The sequence below is a fragment of the Arthrobacter alpinus genome (assembly GCF_001294625.1).
Taxonomy (GTDB): Bacteria; Actinomycetota; Actinomycetes; order Actinomycetales; family Micrococcaceae; genus Specibacter; species Specibacter alpinus_A.
Genome location: NZ_CP012677.1, coordinates 1362792 through 1375069 on the forward strand (window position 1 = coordinate 1362792; position 12278 = coordinate 1375069).

Below are 12278 nucleotides of genomic sequence, written 5' to 3' on the forward strand. Positions count from 1 at the left end.
GCACCAGCAGCGGGGAGACTATTTCCAACGACTCCAGGCTTTCCCCCGCGGCGGCATATAGCGGCGCAAGGACCCACCAAACTGCCACGAACAGAACGGCCACTGTGCCGGCCACCCGAAGCCACAGCAGTTTCCAGCGTCGGACGGAGCCGGACTTTACGGGGTCCCCAGTTTCCATGGTCCTCCAATGCACCTTGCGGAGGACGCTGCCGATAATTCCGGCACCCTAAGCCCAAGGATGAGCCTAGTCCGGGAATCGCGACTTGGTGAGGGGAAAAAGCACTAGCCCCCCCGGGGGAAACAAAAAAGGGCCCTTCGACTCTCAGCAGCGCGACCTGCCAACCTCGAATAGTTTGTGGCGAGGACCGGGAACGCCCGATTCGAGAAGGATTCAGTCCTCACCCAGGCGTCGTATGCTTTATTCGAAAGATGCGCGTCTGGGATCACTGAGTGGGGTGGCCCAAATGTCGGGTTCGCTGACCTTGAAGCGTCGCCCGCTCAGGTGCTGGGCATTGATGCGAATGAAGTGGTTCTTGGCACCCGCCTGCCATGGTTGTAACGGCAGGCCGTCGGGTTCGACCCGAGCCGCAACTTCCTGCGCGCTCCCGCGCAGGATTACGCTCCAGGCCTGCTCGGCGTGGGGATCATAACCGTCAATCTCAAACACCACCTGTGCGTTGGGCATGGACGCGGAAAGTTTGGTGCCGGCGGCGGTCCGGAACACCACGGAGCCGTTGTGCACGGCATAATTCACCGGAAAGATTTCCGGATGGCCCGCAGAGACGACGCCCAGGCGGCCCACCACCTGCCCCTTCAGCAATTCCCAGCACTGGGCCTTGGCCAGGTGTTCAACGCCGGCGGGCTCCTCGAGTGTCATTCGGTTGCCGTGTGGGGATTCTTCGATGAAGGATCCCACCACGTTTTCGGCTCCGTGACCTTGAACCTGCGGCCGGTGACGGAGGTGGGCGTAATGCGAACGAAGTGGTCCTTCCGGCCGGGCTGCCACGGGAACAGCGGCAGCCCGGCCGAGTCGAGAACGTCACCGATGGCTTCGATGGCGGAGGCGGCGCCCTTGGCCACCACACTCCATGCAATGCCGGTGGCAGAGTCCACGCCGTCCGCCTCCAAGGCAACGGGGAACGCAGCGAGCGCAGAGGTCAGCTTGGTGCCCTCGCCTGTCCTAAAGACCAGCGTTCCGTGGTCCCCAGTGAAATTGATGGGAAAAATGTCCGGGTGGTCCACGACCCAGACGGCCAGGCGCCCCAGGGACACGGTGCGCAGCAACTGCCAGCACTCGTGGGGTGCCAGGTTGGTGGTTCCTGCAGGCTCTGGTGTGTTCGTCATGGTCCCGATTGTAGGGGCTCAAACGGCTTGCCGGTAGGGGAGAAGGTCCCGGAAAGCGGTCCAGGACTTAGCATACGACGCCGGTCATGGCTTGGTGCCGCCGCGCCGCCTTGGCCGGGCGGTCAGGGCCAGGTAGGTGCCCAGCACCCCCACCGCGCCGACGCCACCGGCCATGAGGGGGTTGAGCCAGATCTTGAGCCGGTCGCGGTCCGCGGTTGTGAGTTCCCCGACGCCCCGGATGAAGGCCGCGGCGATCATGCCTGCCACCAGCCGGTTGCCGATGGCCTCGGCCCGGCTGATCAGCGGTTCCAATTCGGCGGCGCGCAGGTGCACCTCGACCCCATCCTCCATACGCGCCACCAGGCGCTCAAGTTTTTCGGGCAGTCCGGTGCCGAGATCGGCCGCGGTCAGTCCCAACTGTGAGAGCACCGCGGCCACGTTGCGGGGCGCGAAGCGCTCCAGGGCCAGGCGTTTGGCGTATGGCTTGAGTACTTCGCCCAAGCTGAAGTCCGGATCCAGCCGGGCGCCAAGGCCCTCCATCATGAGCAACATCTTCACCAGAAGTGCCAGCTCGCGCGGCAGTTGCAGGTGGTGGGTGCGCAGGATGGTCAGCATGCTGGTGACCAGCGGAGCGATATCTATCTGGCCCAGGCTCTTGCCTTGGTAGAGCCGCATGAACTGTGCCGTGTCCGTGCGCAGGCCGCTGCGGTCGGCTGTCCCCGTGTGTGTGGACAGTGCCAGTAGGGCGCTGGTGATTCGTCCCGGGTCATTGGCGGTGAATGCCAGTAGGAGCCTGCCCAGTTGCTCGCGGAGCTGTTTTCCCACCTCACCCACCATGCCAAAGTCAATCAGCCCGATCGATCCGGATGGCTCCACAAAGAGATTGCCGGGGTGCGGGTCCGCATGGAAGAAGCCGTCCACAAATACCATCTTGGCCGCAGCCCTGGCCGCGCGGTCGGCCAGTTCATGCCTGTCGATTCCGGCCGCCTTGAGGGCCTGGAGCTGGTCGACCTTGATGCCCCGGATACGTTCAATCGTCAGTACCCGTGAGGTGGTGGTTTCCCAGAAGATCGCCGGAATGTGGATGTCCGGTTCGGAGTCGAAGTTGCGGGCAAAGCGTTCCGCATTCCTGCCCTCTTGCAGATAGTCGAGTTCGGCCCGCAGCGTTTCTGCGAAATCAGCCGTGATGCCGGCCAGGTTGTAGGTGGCTGCGCCCGCCCAGGTGCGGGTGGCGCGGGTGGCAAGGTTCTGCAGTATTTCCAGGTCTTCATTGACCTGGGCCACGACGCCGGGGCGCCGGACCTTGATGACCACAGCGGTGCCGTCGTGAAGTGTTGCCTCATGGGCCTGGCCGATCGAGGCGCTGGCCAGGGGAGCGTCGTCGAACGTTTTGAACAATTCCTCCGGCGCCTTGCCCAGTTCCTGGGTGACCAGGGCCCGGACAGTGTCCGAGGCAAGGGGAGGTGCCCCATCCTGGAGCTTGGCCAGCTCGGCTATGTACTCCGGGGGCAACAGGTCGGACCGGGTGGAGAGCATTTGGCCCAGCTTGATGAACACCGGCCCAAGTTCTTCCAGGGCTTGTCTGAGGCGTTCCGGATTTGCCGTGGCAGTCTTGGCGGTGCCCGCACGCCCGTTGAGCCACTGGTCCACGCCGGTGGCCGCGGCTAGGAAGCCGAGGCCGTGCCTGGCAAGTATTTCGGTGACCTGGCCATACCGCTCCCAACGGGTGATCATCGCTTACCTGCGTTCAGTCATGGTCGGGGTGGTTCTTCCACTTGGTGTCGGTGATAAAAACAGCGGCCTGGGTCCTTCGCTCAAACCCCAGTTTCGCCAGCAGGGAGGAGACGTAGTTCTTGATGGTCTTCTCCGCCAGGTACATCTCAGCGCCAATTTCCCGGTTGGTCAGTCCGCGCCCGATGAGTGTGAGCACGCGGCCCTCCTGCGGTGTCAGGGCCGAGGTCCGCGGGTCCACCCGGTGGGGTGGAGCGATTCCCTGCACGATTCTCTGGACGATATCCGGATTGAAAAGTGACTCTCCCGCTGCTGTCCTGCGCAAGGATGCCAGCAAGTCCGTGCCGCCGATCTCCTTCATCACGTATCCTGCGGCACCGGCGAGCACGGCCCCGCGCAGGGCCTGCTCGTCGTCGTAACTGGTGAGAATGATGCATTGCAACGACGGGTCCACGGACCGCACGTCCCGGCAAACCTCAATGCCTGTTCCATCGGGAAGGCGGGCATCCAGAATTGAAACGTCGGGGTGGAGCGCCGGAATGTGGCGCGTCGCCTCCAAGGCGGATCCGGTGGTGCCGACCACCTTGAAGCCTTCCCCCTCCAGTAGATTCTTCAGGCCGAGGCGGACGAGTTCGTGGTCGTCAAGGATGAAAACCGTGATCGGTTCGGTACGGCCCGACGACGTTTGTCGCGGGGCCGGGGCGACCTGGTCCATGTCCGTCCTTCCTTCCTTCCTGTGCAAGTGTAAATCCGCGGCCAGTGGAGTTCGACTCTGAGGCACCTTGGCGGTAGCGCGCCGCTGGGTGTCGCGGCCATTAGTCTTTCGTATGGGGAAGCCCGGGGCAAGGGTCAAAGGTCTCTAGCGTGGCGGATCTGTCATGGGGCAGTAGCGTAATTGACACGAAATGGGGAACGTTATCTAATAGCGTCATGTTAAAAGATAACAGGGCGGTTGAGATTGCCAGAATCTTGAGCCAGCAGGCCGCGGCGATGGGCGTGGGGGAGAAGCTTCCTTCAGTCCGGGCGTTGTCGAAGGCCTACGGGGCAAGCCCGGTGACGATCACCGCGGCCATCACCTCCCTCACGGCGCTCGGCGTGGTCCGGGCCGAGCCCGGGCGCGGCACCTTCGTCGCCGGGCGGGACACAGTACAGGAGCCCGACTACGCCTGGCAGTCCTCGGCACTGGGTCGTTCCCGCGTCGACTCTTCTCGCGCCGGCCGCCCCGGCATGCAGGGGACCGCCGACCACGTGCAGCTCTCGTGGGGCTACCTGGCCCCGGAACTGCAACCCTTCGACGAGCTTCGCACCTTGGGTGTCCGGTCCGCGAAAAGCCACCGGGCCTGGACCATGGCTCCGCCGGCAGGGCTGCCCGAGCTGCGGCGCGTCTTCGCCGCCGGGCTCAACGCCGAACCCGGGGACATGCTAATTATGCCCGGAGGCCAGCAGTCACTGGCGTTTGCCATGCGCACCCTCGCCGATCCCGGTACCACGCTCATCACCGAAAGCCCCAGCTACCCAGGGGCCATCATTGCCGCCCAAGCCGCTGGCCTGAATCTCGCGGCAGTCCCGGCCGACGCCGACGGGATCCTCCCGGACAAGCTGGCCGATGCGCTTGAGCGCACCCACGCCACGCTCATCTACCTGCAGCCATGCTATGCCAACCCCACCGGGGCCGTCCTCAGCCCTCGACGGCGTGTAGAGGTCCTTGCATTGGCCAAGCGGTTTGGTGCGTTCATCATTGAAGACGACTGGGCCAGGCACCTGTCCCTCGAGGGCGCAGCACCGGCTCCGTTGTTCACCCAGGATCCGGACGGGCATGTGGTCTCCATTGCAACGTTGAGCAAGCCGGCCGCCCCCGGGCTTCGGGTTGGTGCCCTGGCTGCGAGGGGGCCGGCTGGTGAACGCCTGCGCAAGGCCCGGATCGCCGATGACATGTGTGTGCCAGCCCTTGCCCAGGAAATAGCTCTGGGACTGTTGACATCCAGTGCGTGGCCGCGGCATGTCAAGCGCCTGCGCACGGGGCTGCGGGAGCGGCGCGACGCCATGGTACGTCAGGTGCATGCCTCGGTGCCTAGTGCCCGGGTGGTGGACGTGCCCGCCGGGGGCATCCACTTATGGGTCAAACTGCCCGAAGGAACCGACTCCACCGTGCTGACCGCGGCCGCCCAGGACGCGGGAGTGCTGATCGGCGATGGGAAGCACTACTACCTCGACGAGCCGCCAGCCCCGTTCATGCGGCTCTCCTTCGGGGCTGCCTCCATTCCGCAGATTCAGGAAGGGGTCCGCCGCGTCGCGGCGCTCTTGTAGCGATGGAACGCGGCGGGTACTCACGGAGGTGGGCTTGCGCTCTCTCAGCCAAGCGCACGCATCCTAGACGGCTCCGGGTCAAGGAGGATCGGAACGGAAAGTCGCGCTGAGTAATTGTGTAGGGTCGCCCGCACTTTTGATGGCGCTGTAGACGGCGGAAGGGCTCCGCCGAAAAGTTCGGCAATTTCAACAGTTGTGTGCGTTCCTGCCCGGTGAACAGAAACCGAGTGTGTTTCCTGTGCCTTGGAAAGCTTGGGGTGCTTGCCGCGCAACTTGCTCTTATGCTTTGGCGACAGCCATCCCCTCTCGGATTCGTACCTGGATCAGGTCTGCCTCAAATTCGGCAACCAAGGCCAGAATATTGAAAAGAGCCTACCGACGGGATCGGTGGGGTCGTGGACAGAGCCACCGATGCCGAGCTTGACCCCGCGAAGGGTAAGTTCATCGACTATCTCCGTGGCATCGCGCAATGACCAAGCCTAGGCCGCGCCCTATCGGCACCAGTGAGGGCTTGGTCATTGGTGGATGCGCGGGCGATGTGGAACGTCAACGGGATCGACATTAACGTCACCTAAAACGGCTCCGTCGCATGGTTACCCAGTGCCGCCAACCGTCTCGTAGGGCGTTCCCATGGTGGAACGACCACACGTCGTGTTCGCAACACCGCACTGGATGATTCGGCGACCGTTCCACCACCTACTTGCGGAATGCAGGATGCGCCTGGGTGGGTCAGCCCACAGCGACGAGCGTCGTCCAGGCGACGTCGATCACACAAAGCCCGTCGTCGGTCTCGCGGTAGAAGACATCTCCCGGATAGTGGCTCCCGGGCGTTGCACCCTCGGGGAGACCCTCTAGGTTGATGCTCCACTGAGGGTTGAGCGCCGCTTGGTCGGCCCAATACCTCGCGACAAACTCTTCCGGTTCGCCCGCGGACAGCCCTGACCAATCGCTGGGCTCACCGAGATGGGCGACGGAATCCATGCAGACAAGGTCCGACGTTTCACCTGAAGCTATGTCGCTGACGAGCTTCTCGGTCGTTTGAATCACTTGGGCGCCATCGTTCCCCCAGATCAGTGTGTCAACTGAGCAGCCAGTCAGCAGAGCCATGAGTGCTCCGGCTGAAAGTCCGTAAACCGCTTTCCGAATCGGTGTCATCGCTCAAACCTACCGCCCCAGCTATCGGGCCTGCTCGCCAATCGTCGAGGAATGCTCACTGTCGTATGCCGCGACGGAGTACGTGGCGCGACCTCTGGCAAAACTGCCGTTCATTGAAGCAACGTCCAGCCACCATGCTTGGACGCTAACCGTTTCCGAACACCCTCCTCAGGACGCTATTTTCCATAGACACAGGAGCATGATCTTCGCCGTACTGCTGCTATTAGTTTGCTACGTTCTACTTGTTTTTGTTGCCGTGCGTTGTGCTGACGGCCGCATCGGCATCAATGCGATTGCCGGAATCAGGACGCCAACGATCATGACTAATGATCAGACCTGGCTGGCTGGACATAGAGCCGCCAAGAAGCCGACGCTCCTGGGCGCTTATGCGGCAATGGCAGTCACGGTGGTTGCACCATTCCTGCCGAGTGAACCGTTACAGGCGACGGCCATACTTCTTGGTTGCGGGTTGCTACCGTCCGGCATCCTTTACGGCGCTGTTGCTGTGTCCGGCAGGAGGTTCCGCACTCGGGTCAGGGAAAGTCCGATCTGGCTATCCATGCGGGCTTTGTATGTCCGGAGGATGTGCTGTCCGCGGTCATTTCATCGCGCATCCGGAATTGGAGGTCGGATAGTGGTTCACAGTTTGGGTCCATTCCAAGCAGCCAAGTCAGCCCCTTCATCCCCCGTGCGTCGCGACTGACAAGTGCGATCCCGATGAGTGTCTCATCGGAAGCGTTTTTCTTTGCCCATTGGTGAACTTCACCGAAAGTGACATCGGACAGGTCGAAAGTACTCATCGCGCGGCCGTAGAATTCGCCAAAAAAGGTAACCACGCAGCACACCGACGGCCTGCAATCCTAAAGTATTAGCCGTTGAGGGTCCGGCTTTCGGGCACGGTGTTTTGTGTTCCGTGCAGGCAATCCGATCCAAGCAAGCGCGAGTCAGGGCTGCGGTATCAGGAAGTGCACGACGAGAGTCGCGAGCAGCACGGAGAAGATGCCTGCGCTAATCAGCGATGCACGACACAGGTTGCGACTATGGGAGGGCTCGCCGCCGACAACCTTGATGGGCATGGCGTAAGACTATCGATCGGGCCCGCCCGTTGCGCGACGACCGCGAAGTGGGCGGCGAACAGCAATACGTTCCGGGGCGGAATCTCTGCGTACGTCACGCACTTCCGTATGGCATATGACGCATGTTTAGAGAACTGTCCCACTGGAGGTTCCGACTGTGGACACTGAATTGCCGTGCCTTCGGTATCTGGGACTGGTGTCTTCCATCTTTGGCAGCGTGACACGAGGGAGTTGGTTACCAGGGGTTCAGGATTGTCCCGTTGTCCAGCGGCCCGCGCCCAGCCAACCAAGCCATAAACAACCGGCGACCATTGGAAGAATCAAGCCGCCCGGGGATGGTTGCAAGCAACTGCGGAAGATCCCAGGCAACATACTCGTCCGGCCAATCCAAAGGGGTGTACCCGCGTCCAAGGTCGACGTGGTGCATCTCCACTTCGCGGAGCCTGTGCGCCGGGCAACCAGCGACACCGTAATGCCCTCCGCCGAGGAAGTGCCCATTGGGCCATCCTGCCGCAGTAGATTGCGTGAATATCTCTTCAAGACCGTCCATACTGGCTTGCAGATCGGCGATGATCTCACCAGCTAACCGTGTGGCCCCGTCTTCAATCTCGGTCCTGCGCTGTTGCTCGCCGCTTTCGTATTTGGGAACATCATGGCCGCTCAGCGCACCTGAGAGGCGGCGCGCATGGGCGTCAGCATTGCGAGCAAGATGGGTCATTACATGGCCCACGGTCCAGCCGGGCAGACGACTTGGTGATTGGACGTCGTCGTCCGTCAGCTGGGTTACGCGACTCATCAATCGCTTCTGCGCTTCACGGCACAGTCGGGACGCTAGTTCCGGATTACCCTCAAGATCCACGAATACATCAACCTTTCTTGGCTACTCGATCACAGGCAACTCTGCCACAAGCACTCGCGCCGGGCTGGGTGGCGCAGACACGATCCCGCCGAGCGCTAGTTAGGCTGAAGGCATGAATCAGTTCCACAGCGCAACAACACCTTCGAGCCGTAGCGCTTTCCTGCATGATGATATTCGCCCGGTCTGGTCTTCGGAGGTCGTCTCGTGGCTATGGGGATCACCCCTGAGCGGCCAGCGGCTGGCAGTCCTGGATCTAGGAGCCGGCACAGGACTGGGAACACGGACCATCGCAACACTCGCAACACTCGCAACACTCCGCCACTGCAGTTGATACCTCTGATGACATGCTGTCGGTGCTCCGAAAGTCCAGCGAGGAACTGCCCTCCGGAGTCGCTAATCGCATCACCGCTACTCGCGGGTCGGCAGAACGTATCTCCGTGGACGATCAGAGCGTCGACGCCATTATTTGCCTCCAAGCTTGGCACTGGGTCGATCCTGAACAGGCAATAAATGAATGCGATCGTGTGCTCAAGCAGAACGGCATGATGGGTAGGGCGTGGCATACCTGGGACCGAACCAGCGATTGGGTGCAGGCACTGGCCGCAATCATCGAACCGGATGGAACCCCTGCCGACCAAACGCTCAGCGTGCCTGGAGAGTTTGTCGGACGAGGCACCTTTGAACGCAAGGAATTCCCCTTCAACCACGAGCTGACGCTCGAGCAACTCGTTCAACTTGCCAGCTCCTGGTCTTTTGTTGCGCAGAGAGCAGACCGAAACATTGTCTTGGCTAAAATCCGTGGGCTGGGCGAAAAAGCCGAGTCTGTTCACACAGGCCTTGTCAGATTTCCCCACACCACGGCCACCTTTCGCTTCAAACAGCCAGCACGAGGAGTCGTGGGTTAGGCGGAACGACACCCCATGAGGACAGGTCACCGAACGCCGATAACTTTCACGCTGCACGTTCCACTTACGGGCGATCAAGCTCAGTGCAAAGGACTTCGGATAATCAGTGCACTCGAGTTCGAAAAATGACAGTTTCGCAGGTGGGGGAATCCCTGAGCAGAACCATCACCAGCAACCTCCGAGGTGAATGCCCACACGGCACAGGGCAGTGTCACAATGCGGCGCTGCCCAGATAATCCCTGGAGCGCTGAGGCCCTACCCGACAACCCGTAGCGGGCCAGGGCATTCATCCGGCCTAACTGCCGCAGTAGCTCCGGCGCAGAGACCCTGGAGGGCCCTGTCCTCAGTCTTTCCTCGGTAGTCAGCGGGGGAACCCTCCGATACCAGACGAGTCAGCCTCAAGTCACCAGGGCGGAGGACCGTGCACTCACGCAACCAGAGCGTCGTCCGTTCAAACAAACGCACAGGCCCCTCTGGCGACGTCCACGCCCGCCCCCCAGAAACAGTCTCAGTTCCTCGTGCCTCACCCGATCAGCATGCCGCGTTCTCCTTAGTCTGACTTTCCGTAACGATCCTTCTCAGACCCCACCTCCGGCGGATCTCTACCGTGGCGTGACACGTACCGATCCAGCGGACGTCAGGGCCTTCTTGGAGGTGGGGCCGCCCCTCCTGTCCCTCCCGGCCAGGCCGTCGGTGGCATTAGTCGTTGCCCGCCTCCGGTGTGCCAGCCAGGCGCGGCAGGTAGAATTCACCCACCGGAATATGCGTGGTCAGCCGGTTGTGGGGGCCAGGCAGGGGGCAAGCCCACGCTTCGTCGTAGGCGCATGAGGGGTTGTAGGCGAAGTTGAAGTCCACGACGATAGTCCCAGCGTTTCGGCCCAGGTGGGCGCCCTTGACGGTGTCCAGCAGGTAGCGGCCCCCGCCATAGCTGCCGCCGCTCCTCCCCGAGCTTGCGTCCCGGAACGGGAGAAAGAGGCCGCCGCCGTAGCTGCGCAACGCCCATAGGGCGAGGGAGCCGATCCCGGGGATCTCCAAGGTGCCCAGCTGTTCGAACGGGACTGTGCCGTCGGTTCCGGTCTGCACCAGCATCTGTTGCCCGGCGCCCTGGGCGGTGGGTTCACACTCGAAGCGGAAGTCCGGGTTGTAGTCTGCCACCTGCAGGCCAGTGAAGCGGGCCTTGGCCGCGGTGGTCAGTGCGGAGGCCGGGTGGGAGGCGAACAGTTCGTTGCGACCCCGCACCCAGAAGGCATGGGCTTCGGGTGCGCCGTGATCCTGGGCCGTGCGGCGTACCCCGGCGTATAGCTCAAAGGTGCGAACCCGCCAGTCGGCGACGTCGGCGGCCTGAACAGCCGGGTTGGTAGTCATGGGCCCATGTTACCTGTGGCGAATACCCCGGATGGTGGTGGGAAGCTCTAGCAGTGCATCGTAGTTGTGGCCACTGACGAAGGCGTCGCCGCATGACAGGGCGGCTGCCATCCCACCCACCAGAGGCTGGTCGTCCGGGCCTGCCTTGCGCCGGTTGACCCAGATGATCCGATGGCCCAGGCGTCGCAACCGCACCCCTGGCTGCTGCTGCGGCGGGTCAGGGGCCTGGCTCACCGGGGTGCGAAGGTCCATGTGGCGCTGTGGAGTTGACGGGGCGCCAGCATCCGGCCCTAGAGAGAATCCCCCCGTGGGTGCATCATGGAAGAAGGCGAACACTTCCTAAACCTTTTGTGAACACGTTCGCCAGCCGGTTCGAACGCCGGAACGCGACCAAGGAGCTGACTTGTCATGAACATGATGGGGCTAGTAATTGTTATTGCAGTCATTATTGTCATCACGTTGACCTTGGGTTTCATCGCCACCCACGGCACGTACAACAAGACGCAGCACCACTGAGCTCCTGGCGCTCGGCGAACTGGCCGCTGAGGAACAGCTAGATCGACTGCAGCGGCCCAAATCTAGAGACCGTGCCGACCGCTGTGACGGTGGTGCCATGAGGATGCCTACCACCAGCCCTCCGGCGAAGGGGATCAGCCATGCCAGGGTGGCCCAGCGGGGGAGCTGCCGCTCGCCCGACGCAGCATTTTCACTTCGATGCTGTAACCAAATTCCATTAGCCGCCGGCATAGTCACTTGCCGGTTGTAGATAGACGGGTGGAAACTGACGACACTAGTTTCCTGAGGATGGATAGATGCATTTGACGCCCCGTGAGCAGGAAAAACTCATGATTGTTCTCGCTGCGGACTTGGCACGCTGCAGGCAATCCCGGAACCTGAAGCTCAACCATCCCGAAGCCGTCGCCATCCTCTCCCGCTCTGACGTCATGCATGGGGTGGCTTACATGATCAAGGACGTTCAGATCGAGGCCATCTTCCGGCCGGCACCGCCGTCTGCCTCGCCGGCACCGAGCTGTTCGCCCAAAAATCGAGTACGACCACACGAAGCATGGCGAGGAAGTTGTGTTTGGTGGCGGCAAGGTGACCCGTGATGGCATGGGCCAAAACGGTCAGCGCACCCGCGCCGCGGACATCCCGGACACAGCCATCACCAACGTGATCGTGCTTGAATACAGCGGCATCTACAAGGCGGACGTGGCCCTGCGCGACGGGCACATCTTCCAGATCGGCAAGGCCGGCAACCCGGACATTTCCGACGGCGTGGACATCACCATCGGCGGCGGCAACGGCCCCTCGGATGCCAGAAAGGCCAGCACCGTCACTCCCGGCGGCTGGCACATCTCAAAGATGCTCCAGGCAGTGGACAACTTCCCCATCAACATCGGGCAACTCGGCAAGGGCCACGCCAGCGCACGGGCCCGCAGCACCCGGCCGACGCCGTCGAGCTTTCCACCGGGATAGGGAATCCGTCGCCTCCTCGCGGTGTTGTCTCAGATGACACCATCAGATAAGGAACAC

Annotated in this window: 13 protein-coding genes and 1 pseudogene; 5 read left to right on the plus strand and 9 right to left on the minus strand. The window is 62.3% G+C overall.

Translation table 11 applies throughout. The features are described from left to right. Positions 1–418 precede the first annotated feature (418 nt). From AOC05_RS06040 to AOC05_RS06055, 4 genes are all read right to left on the minus strand, one after another. Positions 419–877, minus strand: coding sequence for a pyridoxamine 5'-phosphate oxidase family protein (locus AOC05_RS06040; protein ID WP_062006456.1), 459 nt, complete (start codon positions 875–877; stop codon positions 419–421). Then, positions 874–1344: a pyridoxamine 5'-phosphate oxidase family protein gene (locus AOC05_RS06045; RefSeq protein WP_062006457.1), complete on the minus strand. Its 471-nt coding sequence runs from the start codon at positions 1342–1344 to the stop codon at positions 874–876. The genes AOC05_RS06040 and AOC05_RS06045 overlap by 4 nt, the downstream gene beginning before the upstream one ends. A gap of 84 nt (positions 1345–1428) precedes the next feature. Then, positions 1429–3078 carry an ABC1 kinase family protein gene (locus AOC05_RS06050; RefSeq protein ID WP_062006458.1) on the minus strand — a complete coding sequence of 550 codons (1650 nt, stop codon included), beginning with the start codon at positions 3076–3078 and terminating at the stop codon, positions 1429–1431. 13 nt (positions 3079–3091) lie between these two features. Then, a complete protein-coding gene (locus tag AOC05_RS06055; RefSeq protein WP_062006459.1) occupies positions 3092–3790 on the minus strand; it encodes a response regulator in 699 nt (232 codons plus the stop codon). A gap of 254 nt (positions 3791–4044) precedes the next feature. Here AOC05_RS06055 and AOC05_RS06060 point away from each other — a divergent pair, with 254 nt between their 5' ends. Next, complete coding sequence (locus AOC05_RS06060; protein ID WP_222440097.1) at positions 4045–5382, plus strand: PLP-dependent aminotransferase family protein; 1338 nt, start codon at positions 4045–4047, stop codon at positions 5380–5382. A gap of 44 nt (positions 5383–5426) precedes the next feature. On the opposite strand, the pseudogene AOC05_RS20055 reads toward AOC05_RS06060, so the two are convergent. Next, positions 5427–5861 (minus strand): annotated as a pseudogene (locus tag AOC05_RS20055) (recombinase family protein); the annotation flags it as partial. Between the two features lie 250 nt (positions 5862–6111). Then, positions 6112–6537, minus strand: coding sequence for a hypothetical protein (locus AOC05_RS06065; protein WP_062006461.1), 426 nt, complete (start codon positions 6535–6537; stop codon positions 6112–6114). Between the two features lie 319 nt (positions 6538–6856). On the opposite strand from AOC05_RS06065, the gene AOC05_RS20720 reads away from it, so the two are divergent. Next, positions 6857–7240 carry a hypothetical protein gene (locus AOC05_RS20720; protein ID WP_420480393.1) on the plus strand — a complete coding sequence of 128 codons (384 nt, stop codon included), beginning with the start codon at positions 6857–6859 and terminating at the stop codon, positions 7238–7240. Positions 7241–7848: 608 nt separating this feature from the next. On the opposite strand, the gene AOC05_RS06075 is transcribed toward AOC05_RS20720, so the two are convergent. Further along, a complete protein-coding gene (locus AOC05_RS06075; RefSeq protein ID WP_062006463.1) occupies positions 7849–8409 on the minus strand; it encodes a maleylpyruvate isomerase N-terminal domain-containing protein in 561 nt (186 codons plus the stop codon). 407 nt (positions 8410–8816) lie between these two features. On the opposite strand from AOC05_RS06075, the gene AOC05_RS06080 reads away from it, so the two are divergent. Next, the gene (locus AOC05_RS06080) at positions 8817–9377 is read left to right on the plus strand and encodes a class I SAM-dependent methyltransferase (protein WP_082357798.1); all 561 of its coding nucleotides are present in this window, start codon (positions 8817–8819) and stop codon (positions 9375–9377) included. A gap of 699 nt (positions 9378–10076) precedes the next feature. On the opposite strand, the gene AOC05_RS06085 is transcribed toward AOC05_RS06080, so the two are convergent. Further along, positions 10077–10742: a DUF1684 domain-containing protein gene (locus tag AOC05_RS06085; protein ID WP_062006465.1), complete on the minus strand. Its 666-nt coding sequence runs from the start codon at positions 10740–10742 to the stop codon at positions 10077–10079. A gap of 9 nt (positions 10743–10751) precedes the next feature. After that, positions 10752–11078, minus strand: a complete 327-nt coding sequence (locus AOC05_RS06090; RefSeq protein WP_197277903.1) for a hypothetical protein — start codon at positions 11076–11078, stop codon at positions 10752–10754. Positions 11079–11554: 476 nt separating this feature from the next. Here AOC05_RS06090 and AOC05_RS20725 point away from each other — a divergent pair, with 476 nt between their 5' ends. After that, positions 11555–11851: an urease subunit gamma gene (locus AOC05_RS20725; RefSeq protein ID WP_395939465.1), complete on the plus strand. Its 297-nt coding sequence runs from the start codon at positions 11555–11557 to the stop codon at positions 11849–11851. Further along, positions 11841–12221, plus strand: coding sequence for a hypothetical protein (locus AOC05_RS06095; protein WP_420480377.1), 381 nt, complete (start codon positions 11841–11843; stop codon positions 12219–12221). Before AOC05_RS20725 ends, AOC05_RS06095 begins: the two co-directional genes overlap by 11 nt. Positions 12222–12278 lie beyond the last annotated feature (57 nt).

What these genes read in the sequence shown, in the direction of transcription:
- AOC05_RS06080 (WP_082357798.1), top strand. Translation starts at nt 8,817, where the DNA reads ATGCTGTCGGTGCTCCGAAAGTCCAGCGAGGAACTGCCCTCCGGAGTC.
- AOC05_RS06040 (WP_062006456.1), bottom strand. Translation starts at nt 877, where the DNA reads ATGACACTCGAGGAGCCCGCCGGCGTTGAACACCTGGCCAAGGCCCAG.
- AOC05_RS06045 (WP_062006457.1), bottom strand. Translation starts at nt 1,344, where the DNA reads ATGACGAACACACCAGAGCCTGCAGGAACCACCAACCTGGCACCCCAC.
- AOC05_RS06075 (WP_062006463.1), bottom strand. Translation starts at nt 8,409, where the DNA reads ATGAGTCGCGTAACCCAGCTGACGGACGACGACGTCCAATCACCAAGT.
- AOC05_RS06050 (WP_062006458.1), bottom strand. Translation starts at nt 3,078, where the DNA reads ATGATCACCCGTTGGGAGCGGTATGGCCAGGTCACCGAAATACTTGCC.
- AOC05_RS06065 (WP_062006461.1), bottom strand. Translation starts at nt 6,537, where the DNA reads ATGACACCGATTCGGAAAGCGGTTTACGGACTTTCAGCCGGAGCACTC.
- AOC05_RS20720 (WP_420480393.1), top strand. Translation starts at nt 6,857, where the DNA reads ATGACTAATGATCAGACCTGGCTGGCTGGACATAGAGCCGCCAAGAAG.
- AOC05_RS06085 (WP_062006465.1), bottom strand. Translation starts at nt 10,742, where the DNA reads ATGACTACCAACCCGGCTGTTCAGGCCGCCGACGTCGCCGACTGGCGG.
- AOC05_RS20725 (WP_395939465.1), top strand. Translation starts at nt 11,555, where the DNA reads ATGCATTTGACGCCCCGTGAGCAGGAAAAACTCATGATTGTTCTCGCT.
- AOC05_RS06055 (WP_062006459.1), bottom strand. Translation starts at nt 3,790, where the DNA reads ATGGACCAGGTCGCCCCGGCCCCGCGACAAACGTCGTCGGGCCGTACC.